Consider the following 15,612-nt stretch of genomic DNA (forward strand, 5'->3'; position numbering starts at 1 on the left):
CTCACTCTAGGCGATAGGCGTGGCGGGGGTTCCCGCGCCGGGTCGCCGGGTAGATTGGGTGCCGTGCAGTTCAATCAACTACCGGGAAGCGGCCTGCGAGTCTCCCAAATCGCGCTCGGCACCCTGACGTGGGGGCGCGGGGTCACCGCGGAGACCGCCGGAGACCTGCTTCGAGCGTATCGAGATTTCGGCGGGAACATGATTGACACGTCCGTGTCGTATCCCGGCATGGAGATCCTCGGCGAGCTGATCGGCCAAGCGCCCGACCGCGACGAACTGACGATTACGTGCAAGTCGGGCGTCCGGATCGAGGACGGCGCTCCCGTCCCGGACGCGTCCCGCGGACATTTGATGCGCGGGCTCGATGCCGCGCTGACCACGCTTGGCACCGATCACGTGGACGTGTGGCTACTGGAGGCGTGGGATCCGCGGACTCCGCTGGACGAGACGCTCGCCGCGTTGGAGACCGCGCAACGCAGCGGACGCGCCACCTATGTCGGCCTGGCCAATGCGGCGGGCTGGCAGTTGGCCGTGGCCGCGTCGACCAGCCCGGTCCCGCTGGTGGCAACCGAGGTGGAGTATTCGCTGCTGCAGCGACAGGCGGACTACGAGGTACTGCCGGCTGCCGACTATCTTCGACTGGGAGTGTTCGCGTCGTCGCCGCTGGGCCGGGGCGTCTTGAGCGGCAAGTATCGGCACGGCAAACCGCGCGATTCTCGAGCCGCGCTGAGTGCATGGTCGGCGTTCACCGACGACTATCGTGACGAGCGGAGCGGGCGCATCGTCGAGGCCGTCTCCGCCGCGGCTTCCGGATTGAACATTTCCTTGACCGAAGTGGCGCTGGGCTGGCTGACGCGTCAGGAAACCGTCACCTCGATGATTACGGGAGCGCGCACCGAGACGCAGTTGAAGGAAGTGCTGGGAAGCGCCGACGTCGAGGTTCCGGACGAGGTGCTGGACGCGCTGGACGACGTGTCGACAGGCTAATTGGACGATTCGCGGTCGAGCTCGATGCCGTCGTCGTCCTCGTCCTCACCGAACAGATCGAGATCGTCTTCGTCGACGTCATCGTCGAGCGCGTCTTCCACGTCGTCGTAAAGTTCGAACGGCGTGACCTCGTCGTAGGCCTGGTAGAGCGCGTCTTCATACACTTCGAATGCGTCGGCGACCGACGTGTACGCGGCCTCGACGCGGGGGTCTTGTTCCCCCCGCCTGTCGGCAGCAGCGACCAAGTGTTCTTCGAGTGCGGACACCAAGGCTGCCAGAGCTTCGCGCGGATCGGTAGTCATGGTTAAAAACTAACCGGAAAACCAGCCAAATGCAGCCCATTTCGGCGGATTCCCATCAATCCCGCAGCCGGCGAGACGTCGTGAACGTGCAGTTGGCGCCCGACGACGCGTCGTATCGCCATGTGGCTGCCTCGCTCGAAACTGAGCGAATCCGTCCTAACATATTGTGCATGGCACGTTCCTCGGTCCGGCAGTATGAATACCGGATTATGACATTTGGCCGCGAGACCTCGCGTCGAGAAAGCCTGCAGCTCCTCACCGAGCATGCCGAATACGGACATTGGGAGCTGGCGCGCACAATTTTGGGTATGGGCGGACGGCGCACCGTATGGCTTCGCCGCAAAATTATCAGGATGCAACCGACCCTGTAGGGCTTCGACGGGCGCATGCCAAATGCGACGGTCGACTGCTGAGCCGGGCCGGCTCAGCCGAACAGCCGTGGCTCGGTGTGCCGTCGCAGCCGGTCCCGCGCAGTGGCACAGGCGACTTGGGTATCGAGCACGGCACGGCTGAAGCGGGAGCCGTCGATCAGCCGGAATCGGATCAGAAACGCGACGAGCCGGTCGGTCATGCTCACTTGCGTACGCGCGTCTGCTCGGCAGGCCGGCAACCTTTCGTCTTCGACGAATCCGGGCAGCAGGACAACGAGTTCCTCGGCGGTCATGATTCGCAAGAACGCCCCGCTGCTGTCGAATTCGCGTTCGGCCGCCACGAGCTGCGCGACATCGTCACCAAAACAGTCCGCGACGTCGACGGTCTCGATGTAACGCGCCAACGCGGCTTGGGTGCGCACGTATCGGGCGCGTGTCGCAGCCGACTTGCCCGCCTCGGCGTCGAAAAAGAAGGTCTCCAGGACGGCTGAGATATTCGGTGTCATGCTCATAACGGCAATCATGCCGCCGACCACCGACACCGGCCGCGATCATGCGTCGACCATGAACCTGCGCAGCACGCGCGTGCCGAATTCGAGAGCCGACGTGGGAACACGTTCGTCCACGCCGTGGAACATTGCCGGGAAGTCCAGATCACTGGTCAGCTGCAGCGGTGCAAAGCCGTATCCGGTGATGCCGAGTTTACTGAGCGACTTATTGTCCGTGCCGCCGGACAAGTTGTACGGCAAAACCCGGGCCGACGGGTCCTCGGCCAGCAATGATGAGGTCATGGTGTCCACCAGCGATCCGCTGAACTCGGTCTCCAATGCGACGTCTTCGACCATCATCTGCAGGTCGACGCCGTCACCGGCCAGTTCACGCACTGTATCGAGTACGTGCTTGTCGTCGCCCGGCAGCGTGCGGATGTCGATCAACGCTTCAGCGGTACCGGGGATGACGTTGTGCTTGTAGCCAGCGTGAAGCGCCGTCGGATTCGACGTGTTCTGCAACGTCGCACCCACGAATTTGGCAACGGAACCGAGCTCGGCAAGCAGCTCGTCGGTGTTGTCGGCGTTGAACGTCAGACCGGTGATATCGGCGACGCCTTCGAGCAGCTCCCGGACGGCGGGCGTGAGCCGCTTGGGCCATTGGTGGGCGCCGATCCGAGCGACGGCACCGGCCAATCGCGTGACCGGGTTGTCATCGTTGATCTGCGAACCGTGCCCGGCGCTCCCCTTGGCGATCAGTTTGATCCATGCGATGCCTTTTTCGGCGGTTTGGACCAGATACGTACGCCGGCCCCGAAGATCGACCGAGTACCCGCCGACCTCCGAGATGGCTTCGGTTGCCCCGTCGAAGAGTTCGGGGTGGTTCTGAATGCACCACCGTGCACCCTGCACTCCCCCGGCTTCCTCATCGGCAAAGAACCCGATGATGATGTCGCGACGCGGCTTGATGCCGTTGCGGATCATCTCCCGCACGTTCGCCACGATCATGGCGTCCATGTCTTTCATATCGACGGCGCCGCGGCCCCAGATCAGGCCGTCGCGGTCTTCCGCAGAGAACGGGTCGACGCTCCATTCCGATTTGTCGGCGGGCACGACGTCGGTATGCCCGTGGACGACGAGGGCCGGCGCAGAGGGATCGGTACCCTCCAAGCGGGTGAAAATACTGGCGCGACCGGGTTCGGATTCGTAGATGGTCGTGTCGAGTCCGACTTCGTCGAACAACGTGCCAATATGTTCGGCGGCCTTGCGCTCGCCCGGGCCGGAGCCGTCGCCGTAGTTCGAAGTGTCGATACGGATCAGATCGCGGCAGATGTCGGCGACCTCGGCCTCGGCGGTCTGGGCGTGCGCGGTAGTGTCCGACATTGTCGATACCTCTTTTACTGGTGCGGATTCGGTGCGATCTCCTACAGTATCGCCCGCCGGATGTGGCGTGCATCTCGGAACCGGATACCCGGTCACGACCAGCGCCGGAGTCATGTTAGAGTTGACGACGGTTCATGCGCGCTACGGCGCTTGCGAACCAGCCCGGGTCCGGGTGGCGGAAATGGCAGACGCGCTAGCTTGAGGTGCTAGTGCCCGTATAGGGGCGTGGGGGTTCAAGTCCCCCCTCGGACACGAATCCCGCATCATCGTTTCTACGGTGTGCGGGACTTTTTTATATCGGTTGCGGCACCCGAGTTTTCTTTGTCGGCATGGGGCCCACCGAGTGGTGGCGAATGGCTGCGAAATCGGTGATTTCGCAGCCATTCGCCACCACTCGGCGCGGGCCGGCAGCCATTCGCCACCACTCGGTGCGGTTGGACGCAAAAAAGTGGCTCGCTCGGCCCCTGAAAAAACAATTGTGGCCGTGCGATCAATCGCACGGCCACAATCAGTTCGCGTCAAATTGCGCGAATTACTTGCCCTTATATCCGGGGGCGGCAAAACGGGTAAATGCTTCACCGTATGCACGGTTGTGTTCGAGCCAACGGTTAAACCCGCGAGCAACCACGTTTCCGCTACGACCCTGGACCTCTTGGCTTTGAGTTGTCTTGCTCATGTGACTGCTCCTCTCGAATCAAATCTGGGATCTTTCTTAGGCCTTCTGCCTACATCCAGCCTAACGACCGCACGGACGCTTTTCATCCTCAGGAGACCGTTTGTGAGCAAGCTCTCCCCGCCGCACGCTCGCGCGCCGCGGACGCCGCCCGCGGTCTTTCGCACAATATGCGTCAAAAACAATTGTGGCCGTGCGATGAATCGCACGGCCACAATCAGTTCGCGTCAAATTGCGCGAATTACTTGCCCTTATATCCGGGGGCGGCAAAACGGGTAAATGCTTCACCGTATGCACGGTTGTGTTCGAGCCAGCGGTTAAACCCGCGAGCAACCACGTTTCCGCTACGACCCTGGACCTCTTGGCTTTGAGTTGTCTTGCTCATGTGACTGCTCCTCTCGAATCAAATCTGGGATCTTTCTTAGGCCTTCTGCCTACATCCAGCCTAACGACCGCACGGACGCTTTTCATCCTCACGAGACCGTTTGTGAGCAAGCTCTCCCCGCGTGCGTGTTACCGATTCGATTTGGCGCATTCCCGGGCAAATTCAGCGGCTTTTTCGGCGGCTTTCGACGCCTCCGCGACGCCGCCGGACGAGTTCGCCTCAAGGAGCGTCACGGCCACCTGGGCGGCAGCGGCGGCAAGGGCGGCAGCAGCCGCCGCATCGAAGCGCAAATTCGGGTTTCCCTGCCGCACCAACAACCACGCCAACCGGGCAGTCGTCTCGCCGGCGGTCGCGACGGCGAGCGGCACAACCGTCGTCTTGCCGAATGCGGCGGCGCGCTCGGACTTCGGGACCGCCAGCGCGGCGGCGTACAACCGGGCGTCTTCGGTGATCAGCGATGCCAGTTCCTCGGCGACCGCCGCGGCGTCCGCACGCACGCGTTCGGATTCGTCGAACCGCGCAGCCGACCGGGCGGCGGTCTTGGCCACGAGTCCCGCAGCCATGGCGGCGGTCGCCGCGATTGTGGAACCGGCGGCCGGTACGGGGCCGGACCCGGCGATGTCGGCAAGCAGGTCAGCTAGCGGCCGCTCACGGTAGTCGCGCCCGCTGCCGTCCGCACCGTCCGGCACCCGGTCCGATGCCTCCGTGCCGGTCAAGCGAGTCCGACGATCTCGCCGTCGGCATCGATATCGATTCGCTCGGCCGCCGGGAACGAGGACAAGCCGGGCATTGTCTGCATATTGCCGCAAATCGGATAGACGAATCCCGCTCCGACCGACGCGCGTACTTCGCGCACCGGCAGACGCCATCCGGTGGGTGCCCCCTTGAGCGTCGGATCCGACGACAACGACAGGTGCGACTTCGCGATGCACACCGGCAAGTTGCCAAACCCGCACCGCTCGTAGTCGTCCAGCTGCTTGGCCGCAACCGGCGAGACGTCGATGCCGTTGGCGCCGTACACCTTAGTGGCAATCGTTTCGATCTTCTGGCGCAAGGTCATCGAGTCCTCGTACAGGGTGTGATACGACGACGGTTCGTCACACGTCTCGGCGACGGCCCGGGCCAGGTCGGCCGCACCCTTGCCGCCATCGACGACGTGCGTGCATACAGCGGCGCGAACGGATTCATCGGCAGCGATCTTCATGATGGCGTCGTGTTCGCTGGGGAAATCGGTCGGGAAGGCGTTCACGGCCACGACCGGCTCCACCCCGTGCAAACGGATATTGGCGATCTGCTTGCGCAGATTGTCGGCGCCGGCGAACACGTCGTCAGGGCCTTCGGCCAGCATTTCCTCGGGCAACGGTTTGCCCGCGACGATCTTGTACTTCCCCGAGTGCGATTTCAGGTCGCGCACCGTGACCACGACAACCGCGGCGTCCGGCACCAGCCCCGAATTGCGGCACTTGATGTTGAAGAACCGTTCGGCGCCCATGTCCGCGCCGAAGCCGGCCTCGGTGACCAAGTAGTCGCCGGCGTGAATGCCGATGAGATCGGCCACAATTGACGAATTGCCGTGCGCGATATTGCCGAAGGGGCCGCAATGGACGAGCACCGGCGTGTTCTCTACGGTCTGCATGAGGTTCGGTTTGATGGCCTCCCGCAAGATCACGCACATTGCGCCGGCGGCTTTGAGCATTTCGGCAGTCACGGGATTCTTGTCGCGGTCGTAGCCGACGACGATCCTGCCCAGCCGAGCCCGCAGGTCCTGCAACGACGTCGACAGCGCCAGAACCGCCATCACCTCGCTGGCCGCCGTGATATCGAATCCGGTCTGTCGCGGTATGCCGTTCGCCTTGCCGCCGAGGCCCGTGACGATTTGGCGCAGATCACGGTCATTGACGTCGAGCACGCGTCGCCACGTGATGGCGAACGGATCGATGTTCAAGGCGTTGCCCTTGTGCAGGTGATTGTCGAGCATTGCCGAGAGCATGTTGTGGGCCTCGGTCACCGCGTGCATATCGCCGGTCAGGTGAAGGTTCAAGGCTTCCATGGGCACGACCTGCGAATATCCGCCGCCCGCGGCCCCGCCCTTGATGCCGAAAGTCGGGCCCATGGACGCCTGCCGCACGGCCAGCACGCCGCGCTTGCCGATGTGGCTGAACGCTTGCGCCAGCCCCACGGCGGTCGTCGTCTTGCCCGTTCCCAGCGGTGTCGGCGTGACGGCCGAGACGACGACGTACTTCGCCCGAGGACGGTCCCCCAACGCCTTGACCGCTTCGAGGGAGATCTTGGCTGCCGACCGTCCGTAGGGTTCGAGGAATTTCTCCTCGATCCCCATCTCCGCGGCTATGTCCGTCAACGGAGCCAAGCGGGTGTTGCGCGAAATTTCAAGATTAGTAGGCATGTTCATGCCGCACCTCGTTCCTATTCCCGGTGGGCGCCCTGTACGGAGCTCGCCGCCGTACCTCAGTCTTCTCGACGCGGCCGCGATATTCAAGGGTGTCTTGGACCATCGCGGCCGCGTGAGCTAAATTGCCGCGTCGAGCCCCTTCTTCTTCAGGATCTCCCGCTGATTGGGGTTCACGGATGGCCGGAACGGCATTTCGACCACGTCCGCCTTGACCGGCGTTCCGGCGAAGTCGGCGTATTCGTCCGGCAGGTGCACCCACAGTTCGGTGCCGAGGGTGCTCAGCGAAATCGGCACGTACCCCATGGCGATATTGGTGCCGAGCTCGGGAGAGAACCAGGGCGATGTCACGTACCCGACCGGCTCTCCGCCTTCGATCGCACTGATCAGCCAGAAGTCCGGCGCATAATCGTCGATCGGTTTGCCGCCGAGTTTCAGGCCGACGAGCGTGTGCGTGAACGGAGGATCGCCGGCGTTGATCTTGTCGCGGGCCGCTTCAAGCGCCTCTTTGCCGATGTAGGGGGCTTCCTTTTTCCGCGGCACCTGATAGCTCAAGTTCACCTGGAACGGCAAAGTCTCGTTGTCCATGTCCTGGCCCCAGGAAAGGATGCCTGCCGCGATACGGCGGTGGTGTGCCGGCGCGATGACCCGCAGGTTGTACGGCTTACCGGCCTCGAGGACGGCGTTCCACATCTTCTCGGCGTACGCCGTGGCATCACGCAGATAGATTTCGTAGCCCTTTTCTCCGGTGAACCCGGTTTGGGACACGATGACTTCGCAGCCGCCGACAGCCGAGGACAGCAGGCCGTACGACGGGATATCGCGCGCGGCAGGCCCGACAAGGTCGGCCATCAGGTCGATCGACTTCGGTCCCTGTATCTGCACGGGGGCGACATCGATCTCATTGATCTCGACATCGAACCGGCGGCCGACGTTGACTCCTTGCAGCCACCACAGGATGTCCGAGTCCGAGATGCTGAACCAGAACTCGTTCTCGGCGACGCGCAGCAGTACCGGGTCGTTGAGAATGCCTCCGGCCTCATTGCACAAGATCACGTACCGGGCGCGCATGGGCGGGATCTTCGTGGCATCACGAGTGATGACGTAATTGACGAAGTCTTCCGCGTCCGGCCCGAGCACCTGGATCTGCCTCTCGACAGCCACGTTCCACATGGTGACGTCGTGCACGAGCGATTCGTATTCGGCCATTGCCCCGCCGTCTTCGGGGCGGATATAGCCGCGCGGGTGGTACATCCGGTTGTACACCGAAGCCCGCCAGCAGCCTGCCTCGTGGGACAACTCCCAGTACGGCGATTTGCGGATGCGCGTGTAGATGAGCATTTCCACCGGCGTACGGCCGGACTGACGAAGATTGATGGGTACTGTCCGGTCGCTTTGGTCGACCGAGGGATAGTTCGCGTTCATGATTTTCTCCGAATCCTACGATCCATAATATGGAACTTAACTCCCATATCATGAGTCTAGAACGCGTATCACGATTTGATCAAGAGGCGCGCCGGGTCGGCCATTTCGCCAAGACTTTCGCCAGCCGGTTCGCTTCCTCGACGAGAAGCTTGCCGACCTGCTCGTGCGTGTCCCCCAGCCGGAATTCCGGTCCGGAAACGCCGATTGCCGCATGCACCACGCCGTCACCCATCACGGGCGCCGCCACCGCATCGAGACCCTCCTCGAGTTCGCCCCGAGTGATGGCGAATCCGGCTTGCCGAATCGCGACGAGCTGGCGTTCCAAATCCGCCCGCTTCGACGTGCTGGCCGGCGTGCGGGACTCGAGAGTCCCGGTCGGAATGCTGAGGGCGCCGAACGCGTACATCACCTTGCCGAGAGCCGACAGATGCGGCGGGACGTCGACGGCTTCCCAGTTCGTCGTGCCCAGGATGTATGCCGAATCCACCTGCGCGACCTGGACGACGGTATTGCCGCTGGGAACGCCCAGGTTCACCGTTTCGCCGGTCTCTTCGGCGATACGATCGAGCGCCGGCCCGGCTGCCGACACGATGGACTCGACCCTGTCGAAGCGCGAGGCGTATTCGGCGAACAGGGGCCCCCCGCGATATCCGCCGTTGCCGTCCTTTTCGATCATGTCGCCGCGCTCGAGCGCTTGGAGCAGCCGGGACGTCGTCGACCGCGCCAGCCCCGTCGACTGCGTCAGCTCGGTGTACGTCGGAGGGGTCTCCGCACGTACGATCAGCGACAGCAGTTCCGCGGCGCGGTCTACCGATTGCGCTCCGTCACTCATCGATTTATTTCCCCCTGAAGCTTGCCCGATGTTGCAGCTACCACGTTACTCACGATGGATTACGGTTGCGTCATGAGCAACGTCAGCGGCGAGCATTCGGCGTCCGGGGTCCAGTCAGTCGATCGAGCGGTCACCATTTTGGAAATCCTGGCTCGGACCGGGGAGTCCGGAGTGACCGAGATTGCCGGTGAGCTCGGTGTCCACAAGTCGACGGCGTTCCGGCTCGTCTCGGCGTTGGCGGCCCGAGGCCTCGTCGAACAGAGCACCGAACGCGGCCGATACCGACTCGGTGTCGGTGTCGTCCGACTGGCCGGCGCCGCCACGGCCCGGCTCGACGTCGTCCGCGAAGCACGACCGTTGGTCCGGGAGCTCGCGCGGGACACCGGTGAGACTGTCAATATCGCCGTACTCAGCGAAGGCGCGGCACTGTACGTCGAGCAGGAAGCGGGATCGGCCGCGCTGCAGGCCCACAATTGGGTGGGACAGCATATTCCGTTGCATGCCACGTCCAATGGCAAGATCCTGTTGTCCGGACTGCCGGACGACGGCGTCGAAAGTGAAGTCGGACGCCGGCTGCGTGCGTATACGCCGTCGACGGTCACCTCCCTGCCGGCGTTGCTCGGACAATTGGACGGCGTCCGGCGCGCCGGGTACGCAGTCGCAGTCGAAGAACTCGAGCCGGGGCTGACGGCCGTCGCCGCTCCGCTGCGCAATGCGCACGGCGATGTGATCGCCTCGCTGTCGGTGTCCGGTGCGGCGTTCCGCTACGACGAGGCAATGATCAAGTCGGTGATCGAGGCGGTCACGGCCGCTGCCGGGACCATTTCGGCCCGGCTCGGCTGGCATTCGGCGCAGACCCCTTGACACCCGTCGTCCGGCGGGCCACGATTCAAGCATAGTGTTTCGTATCACGCTACGCGTTGCGTATCGCGCAACTCGCGGCGGATGGTCTTCGCGGGAATCAGGTGGGCACAGTGGCGGATCTACCGGGCAGCGCACGCGTCGTAGTGATAGGCGCCGGCATAGTGGGAAATTCCATAGTTCATCATTTGGCCGAGCTCGGCTGGCGGGACATCGTGCAGATCGACAAGGGGCCGTTGCCGAACCCGGGCGGCTCCACCGGCCACGCGTCGAACTTCATCTTTCCGGTCGACCATTCCCGGGAAATCACCGATCTGACGCTCGACAGCATGCGGCAGTACAAGGAACTCGGTGTGTTCACCGAGTCCGGCGGGTTCGAAGTCGCCCGCACCGATGAGCGTCTTCAAGAGCTCGCCAGACGGCTGACGTCCAGTCAGGCGTGGGGAATCCATTCATCGTTGGTCTCACCGGCCGAGGTCGCCGAGCTCGTGCCGTATCTCGACCCCTCCGTCATCAGCGGCGGTTTTTACACTCCGTCGGTCGGCGTCGTCGATTCGCAGCGCGCCGGCACGCTGATGCGCGAATCCGCCGAGCGCCGCGGCGCTCTGACGGTGGTGCCGACCGTGGAAGTGCTCGGCATCGATGTCGAGGGCGGTCATGTGCGACGGGTGCGTACGACGTCCGGCGATATCCGGACCGACATCGTTGTCGTGGCATGCGGCGTGTGGAGTCCGAAGCTCGCGCGAATGGCCGGCGCATCGATCCCGCTGACGCCGGCCGTGCATCAAATGATCAGCGTCGGGCCCGTGCCGCAGTTCGCCGGGACCAGCGGTGAAATCGAGTTCCCTATCGTGCGCGATATGGATACCGGCTGTTACGAGCGTCAGCACGGCGGCGAGATGGAGGTGGGGTCGTATTCGCACCGGCCCATCCTCCCGGACGCCGAGCAGATCCCGTCGATCGAGCAGGCCAAGCTCTCCCCCACTGAGATGCCCTTCACGGAAGACGATTTCGATCCTCAGCTGGAGGGGGCGCTCGAGTTGATGCCCGCCATCCTCGGCAATCCCGACGTGGAGATCCGCTACGCCATCAACGGACTGCTGTCGATGACGCCGGACGGCAGCGCGGTGCTGGGCGAGAGTCCCGAGGCGGCCGGCCTGTGGTCGGCGGCCGCCGTCTGGGTCAAGGAGGGCCCGGCCGTGGGCCGGATGATCGCCGAATGGATGACGGACGGCAACCCCGAATACGACCTCCACACCGCGGATATCGCCCGGTTCTATCCGCACCAACGCACCAAGACACACGTCAAGGCCCGTGCCGGCGAAGGATTCAACAAGACGTACGGGATCGTGCATCCCGGCGAGCAGTGGTTGACCGTCCGCGATGTCCGTCTGCCGCCGATGCATGCTTCGGAAGTCGAACTCGGCGCGTCGTTCGTTGAGGCGGCCGGCTGGGAAAGACCGAACTGGTACGAGTCCAACGCATCGCTGCTCGGCGACTACGGCGACGCCGTCATGCCGCGAGAAGCCGAGTGGGACGCGCGCTGGTGGTCGCCGATCATCAACGCCGAACATCTGGCGATGCGCGAGCGTGCCGGCATCATCGACCTGACGGCCTTCAGTATTTTCGACGTCATCGGTCCGGCAGCCCTGGATACCGTGCAGCGCACGGCCGTCGCGCAAATGAACGTCGCCGAGGGGCGCGTCGTCTACACGCCGGTGCTCGACTCGCGCGGGGCCATGCGCTCGGACCTGACGATCATGCGGCTGGGCCCCGACCGGTTCCGCGTCGTCACGGGCGGCGGCGTCGGCAACACCGACCGACGATGGTTCGAAGGCCACTTGCCGGCGGACGGATCGGCGGTCATCGTCGACCGGACGTCGGCGTTCACGACGATCGGGCTGTGGGGGCCGAAGGCACGGGACGTGCTGGGACGCGTGACCGACGCCGATATCAGTCACGAGGGCTTCCGGTTCGGCACATGCCGACAGCTCGACGTCACCGACGTGCGCGTGCTGGCCTCGAGGATCTCGTACGTCGGCGAGCTCGGTTGGGAGCTCTATGCGCCGATGGAAGAAGGCGCGCGGCTCTGGCAGCGTCTACTCGAGGCCGGAAAGCCGGACGGCGTGGTGCCGGTGGGGATCGGCGTCTACGGCACGACCGGCCGGATGGAAAAAGGGTACCGATCGTACGGCGCCGAGCTCGATACCGAACGCACGGTCATCGAAGCCGGAATGATGCGTCCCAAGGTCAAGCCCCAGGACTTCACCGGGCGTGAGGCCTATCTGAAACAGCGGGAGTCGGAGCCGGACGCCGTCCTGTGCTCGCTCACGGTCGACGATCACACCTCGGCAGACGGCGTGAAGCGGTACATGCTGGGCGGCGAGGCGATCCTTGGTCCGGATGGCGAAGTGTTGACGGACAAGGCCGGCCGCCACCCCTATGTCACGTCGGCGGGATCCGCGCCGTCGCTCGGTAAACACATCTTGATGGCGTACTTGCCGCCGGACAACGCCCGCGTCGGCGAACACTTGTCGGTGCACTACCTCGGCCAGAGGTATCCCGTCACGGTGGCCGCCAACGACGCGACACCGCTCTTCGATCCCGACAACGAACGCGTCCGGAGGTGACGGATCGTGACAAATGTTCTCGTTTGTATCAAGCGGGTACCCGAAACGTCGAGCGAGGTGCGGCTCACCGACGATTCAATGGACATCGATGCCGGGTACGTCGGCTACACGCTCAGCTCGCATGACGAATGCGCCATCGAGCTCGCCTCGCAGATCGCCGAAGAGACGAAAGGGACCGCAACGGCGCTCAGCGTCGGCTCGCCGGACGCCGCCGAGCAACTGCGCGGCGCCGTGGCGCTCGGATGCAGGGGCGCCATCCTGCTGGAGGCCGAGCTCGGACAGTTCGGGCCCGTCGACATCGCCGCCGCCATTGCGGCCGAGGTGGCTCGCCGCAGCGACGACGGCGAGGAGTTCGACCTGATCCTGGTCGGAAACGATGCTGCGGACACCGGAGATTTCCAAGTCGGCGTTCGGCTGGCCTATCTGCTGGGACGTCCCGTCGCCATGGGCATCTCGACCGTCGAGATCGACGGCGACCGGGTGATGGCCAGAGGCGTGGCCGGGGCCGGAACCGAGATCTATTCGCTCCCGCTGCCGGCGGTCGTCGCGATCCAAGAAGGCGGAGTCGATCCGCGGTATCCGTCGATCCCCGGGCGCATGCGCGCCAAACGGATGAAGATCGAGCAGCGGCCGGCCGACGTGACGCCGTCCGGATCCGGGCGGGTCCGATTGCGGCGGAGCGCCCCGAAGCCGAGCGAGGTACAAATCCTGGGTGAGGGGCCGGACGCCGCGGCCGCGTTGGTGGACGTCATGTACGAGATCGGAGTGGTTCCGCGATGATCACCGTTTTAGCCGAGGTTGACGGCGCCGACGTGGCCGAGACCTCATTGGAAGCCCTGACGTTCGCCCGTACCCTGGCCGGCGGCCGGGGGACGTCGCTCGGCGTCGTCGTCATCGGCATTGGAGAAACCACCGACGAGATCGACGACTCGGCCGCGGATTCCTTAGCGCGCACGTTCGCCGACTACGGGGCTACCCGGGTGCGGTTCATCGGCGGGCCGGACGTCGCAGCGTATTGCGCGGCGGCGTATGCGGCCGCCCTTGTCGACGCGGCCCGGCAGTGGCAGTCGGATGTCGTGATCGCCTCGGGCACTCCGCGCGGCACCGAAATGCTGGCGCACGCGGCCGTGAGATTGGACGCCGTGATGGCCGCCAACGCCGTGGAAACGCTCAGCGACGACCCGCTTGTCGTGTCTCGGCAAGTGATGGGCGGGTCGATCCTCGAAGACATGCGGGTCGACTCGCCGGTCGCCGTCCTGACCGTGGCCGGGCACGCCGTCGAGGCAGCACCCGCCGAGCGGGGCGAGTCGTCCGATTCGGGGCGCGCCGCCCCGGAGATCGAACGCGTGGAGCATCGTGCCGACCCGGCGGATCTGGTCATGGCCATGCAGCGGCTGGAGCCGACCGAGCAAGCCGACACGGCCGCGCTGACGGGCGCTCGAGTGGTCGTCGGCGCCGGCCGCGGCGTGGGCGGTGCCGACGAATTCGACGACGTCCTCGAACTCGTGGACCTATTGGGCGGCGCCCTCGGCGTCTCGCGAGTCGTGACAAACCTGGGGTGGCGGCCGCATCACGAGCAGGTCGGGCAAACCGGAAGCCGTATCAGTCCGGACCTCTACGTGGCGTGCGGCATCAGCGGCGCCATCCAGCACCTCGCGGGATGCAGTTCGGCGCGGACCATCGTGGCGATCAACAGCGATGCGGACGCGCCAATGGTGACGAATGCGCAGTATGCGGTGATCGGAGATCTGCACGAGATAATACCGGCGGTCAACGAGGAACTGCGGCGCCGACGCGGATGAGTGCTCAGCCGGACGGCTTTTCGGCGTGCCCGCCGAACTGCTTGCGCATGGCCGAGAGCACCTGATTGGCGTACAGGTCCAGGTCGCGTGACTGGAAGCGCGAGTAGAGCGCCGTCGAGAGCACGGGCGCCGGCACTCCTTCGTCAATTGCCGCCTGGGCGGTCCAGCGGCCCTCGCCCGAATCGGACACGCGGCCGGAGTAGTCCGACAACGTTGGCGATTCGACGAGCGCCGCCGCCGTCAGGTCGAGCAGCCACGAGGCGATGACGCTTCCTCGGCGCCAGACTTCGGTGACGGCGGGGATGTCGATGTCGTACTGGTAGAACTCCGGGTTCTCCATGGGTGCCGTCTCGGCGTCGCTGTCGCGGTCGACGGTTCCGGCGTTGGCGTTCTTCAAGATGTTCAGCCCCTCGCCGTACGAGGCCATGACGGCGTATTCAATGCCGTTGTGCACCATCTTGACGAAGTGGCCGGCGCCGTTCGGGCCACAATGCAGGTAGCCGTGTTCGGCCTGTGTCGGCTCGCCGGTCCGCCCGGCAGTGCGCTCGGCTGCCTCGATTCCCGGCGCAATGGCTCGGAAGATCGGCTCGCAGCGTTCCACTGCCGTCGTGTCGCCGCCGATCATGAGCGAATAGCCGCGTTCGAGCCCCCAGACGCCTCCGGAGGTGCCGCAGTCGATGAAGTGGATGTTCTTTTCACGCAACGCTTGTGCGCGAGCGATGTCGTCGCGGTAATACGAATTGCCGCCGTCGATGATCACGTCGTCGGCGTCCATGTGCTCGCCGAGATCCTTGATCGTGTTGCCGGTGATGTCACCGGACGGCACCATGACCCAGACGGCGCGCGGCGTTTCGAGCTTGGACATCATCTCGTCGAGATTCGCCGCAGCGACGGCACCCTCGCCCTCGAGTTCCTTCCGAGCGTCCGGATTGAGATCGTAGACGACGCATTCGTGTCCGGCGCGCATGGCACGGCGTACCAGGTTCGCGCCCATTCGGCCCAGGCCGACCATTCCCAGTTGCATGTCTTCCTCTTTCCCTTCGGGGTTGCCCTGATGACGTATGGT

At 64.5% G+C, this 15,612-nt stretch carries 14 protein-coding genes and 1 tRNA gene; 7 read left to right on the top strand and 8 right to left on the bottom strand.

The genetic code is table 11. The features are described 5' to 3' along the window. Positions 1–63 precede the first annotated feature (63 nt). Positions 64–987, top strand: coding sequence for an aldo/keto reductase (locus BJY26_RS13650; RefSeq protein WP_179428781.1), 924 nt, complete (start codon positions 64–66; stop codon positions 985–987). Here the strand turns inward: BJY26_RS13650 and BJY26_RS13655 are convergent. After that, complete coding sequence (locus tag BJY26_RS13655; RefSeq protein ID WP_179428782.1) at positions 984–1,289, bottom strand: hypothetical protein; 306 nt, start codon at positions 1,287–1,289, stop codon at positions 984–986. The two genes, BJY26_RS13650 and BJY26_RS13655, sit on opposite strands and share 4 nt — an antisense overlap. 80 nt (positions 1,290–1,369) lie before the next feature. Between BJY26_RS13655 and BJY26_RS13660 the strand changes: the two genes are divergently transcribed. Further along, complete coding sequence (locus BJY26_RS13660) at positions 1,370–1,660, top strand: DUF5703 family protein (RefSeq protein WP_342354671.1); 291 nt, start codon at positions 1,370–1,372, stop codon at positions 1,658–1,660. A gap of 53 nt (positions 1,661–1,713) precedes the next feature. Here BJY26_RS13660 and BJY26_RS13665 read toward each other — a convergent pair whose 3' ends face one another. Together BJY26_RS13665 and BJY26_RS13670 are read right to left on the bottom strand one after the other, a co-directional pair. Further along, positions 1,714–2,172, bottom strand: coding sequence for a hypothetical protein (locus BJY26_RS13665; protein ID WP_179428783.1), 459 nt, complete (start codon positions 2,170–2,172; stop codon positions 1,714–1,716). Between the two features lie 39 nt (positions 2,173–2,211). Next, the gene (locus BJY26_RS13670) at positions 2,212–3,531 is read right to left on the bottom strand and encodes a M20/M25/M40 family metallo-hydrolase (RefSeq protein ID WP_179428784.1); all 1,320 of its coding nucleotides are present in this window, start codon (positions 3,529–3,531) and stop codon (positions 2,212–2,214) included. Positions 3,532–3,697: 166 nt separating this feature from the next. Here BJY26_RS13670 and BJY26_RS13675 point away from each other — a divergent pair. Next, positions 3,698–3,783, top strand: a tRNA-Leu gene (locus BJY26_RS13675). Positions 3,784–4,717: 934 nt separating this feature from the next. On the opposite strand, the gene BJY26_RS13680 is transcribed toward BJY26_RS13675, so the two are convergent. The 4 genes from BJY26_RS13680 to BJY26_RS13695 all read right to left on the bottom strand — a co-directional run bounded on the left by BJY26_RS13680 (position 4,718) and on the right by BJY26_RS13695 (position 9,253). Further along, a complete protein-coding gene (locus BJY26_RS13680) occupies positions 4,718–5,305 on the bottom strand; it encodes a cyclodeaminase/cyclohydrolase family protein (RefSeq protein WP_179428785.1) in 588 nt (195 codons plus the stop codon). Further along, entirely contained in the window at positions 5,302–6,999 is a 1,698-nt protein-coding gene (locus BJY26_RS13685) for a formate--tetrahydrofolate ligase (protein WP_179428786.1), read from the bottom strand. The genes BJY26_RS13680 and BJY26_RS13685 overlap by 4 nt, the downstream gene beginning before the upstream one ends. A 117-nt stretch (positions 7,000–7,116) precedes the next feature. Further along, entirely contained in the window at positions 7,117–8,421 is a 1,305-nt protein-coding gene (locus BJY26_RS13690) for a glycine cleavage T C-terminal barrel domain-containing protein (RefSeq protein ID WP_179428787.1), read from the bottom strand. Positions 8,422–8,500: 79 nt separating this feature from the next. Beyond that, the gene (locus BJY26_RS13695) at positions 8,501–9,253 is read right to left on the bottom strand and encodes an IclR family transcriptional regulator (protein ID WP_179428788.1); all 753 of its coding nucleotides are present in this window, start codon (positions 9,251–9,253) and stop codon (positions 8,501–8,503) included. 72 nt (positions 9,254–9,325) lie between these two features. Here BJY26_RS13695 and BJY26_RS13700 point away from each other — a divergent pair, with 72 nt between their 5' ends. From BJY26_RS13700 to BJY26_RS13715, 4 genes are all read left to right on the top strand, one after another. Continuing rightward, entirely contained in the window at positions 9,326–10,117 is a 792-nt protein-coding gene (locus tag BJY26_RS13700; RefSeq protein ID WP_179428789.1) for an IclR family transcriptional regulator, read from the top strand. A gap of 110 nt (positions 10,118–10,227) precedes the next feature. Further along, a complete protein-coding gene (locus BJY26_RS13705) occupies positions 10,228–12,744 on the top strand; it encodes a GcvT family protein (protein ID WP_179428790.1) in 2,517 nt (838 codons plus the stop codon). A 6-nt stretch (positions 12,745–12,750) separates the two neighbouring features. After that, entirely contained in the window at positions 12,751–13,524 is a 774-nt protein-coding gene (locus BJY26_RS13710) for an electron transfer flavoprotein subunit beta/FixA family protein (RefSeq protein WP_179428791.1), read from the top strand. Next, the gene (locus tag BJY26_RS13715) at positions 13,521–14,546 is read left to right on the top strand and encodes an electron transfer flavoprotein subunit alpha/FixB family protein (protein ID WP_179428792.1); all 1,026 of its coding nucleotides are present in this window, start codon (positions 13,521–13,523) and stop codon (positions 14,544–14,546) included. The genes BJY26_RS13710 and BJY26_RS13715 overlap by 4 nt, the downstream gene beginning before the upstream one ends. Before the next feature lie 4 nt (positions 14,547–14,550). Here the strand turns inward: BJY26_RS13715 and gnd are convergent, their stop codons facing one another. Further along, positions 14,551–15,570 carry a phosphogluconate dehydrogenase (NAD(+)-dependent, decarboxylating) gene (gene gnd / locus BJY26_RS13720; protein ID WP_179428793.1) on the bottom strand — a complete coding sequence of 340 codons (1,020 nt, stop codon included), beginning with the start codon at positions 15,568–15,570 and terminating at the stop codon, positions 14,551–14,553. Positions 15,571–15,612 lie beyond the last annotated feature (42 nt).

The sequence above is a fragment of the Spelaeicoccus albus genome, from assembly GCF_013409065.1.
GTDB lineage: Bacteria > Actinomycetota > Actinomycetes > Actinomycetales > Brevibacteriaceae > Spelaeicoccus > Spelaeicoccus albus.

What these genes read in the sequence shown, in the direction of transcription:
- BJY26_RS13655 (WP_179428782.1), bottom strand. Translation starts at nt 1,289, where the DNA reads ATGACTACCGATCCGCGCGAAGCTCTGGCAGCCTTGGTGTCCGCACTC.
- BJY26_RS13665 (WP_179428783.1), bottom strand. Translation starts at nt 2,172, where the DNA reads ATGAGCATGACACCGAATATCTCAGCCGTCCTGGAGACCTTCTTTTTC.
- gnd (WP_179428793.1), bottom strand. Translation starts at nt 15,570, where the DNA reads ATGCAACTGGGAATGGTCGGCCTGGGCCGAATGGGCGCGAACCTGGTA.
- BJY26_RS13715 (WP_179428792.1), top strand. Translation starts at nt 13,521, where the DNA reads ATGATCACCGTTTTAGCCGAGGTTGACGGCGCCGACGTGGCCGAGACC.
- BJY26_RS13690 (WP_179428787.1), bottom strand. Translation starts at nt 8,421, where the DNA reads ATGAACGCGAACTATCCCTCGGTCGACCAAAGCGACCGGACAGTACCC.
- BJY26_RS13670 (WP_179428784.1), bottom strand. Translation starts at nt 3,531, where the DNA reads ATGTCGGACACTACCGCGCACGCCCAGACCGCCGAGGCCGAGGTCGCC.
- BJY26_RS13685 (WP_179428786.1), bottom strand. Translation starts at nt 6,999, where the DNA reads ATGAACATGCCTACTAATCTTGAAATTTCGCGCAACACCCGCTTGGCT.
- BJY26_RS13700 (WP_179428789.1), top strand. Translation starts at nt 9,326, where the DNA reads ATGAGCAACGTCAGCGGCGAGCATTCGGCGTCCGGGGTCCAGTCAGTC.
- BJY26_RS13695 (WP_179428788.1), bottom strand. Translation starts at nt 9,253, where the DNA reads ATGAGTGACGGAGCGCAATCGGTAGACCGCGCCGCGGAACTGCTGTCG.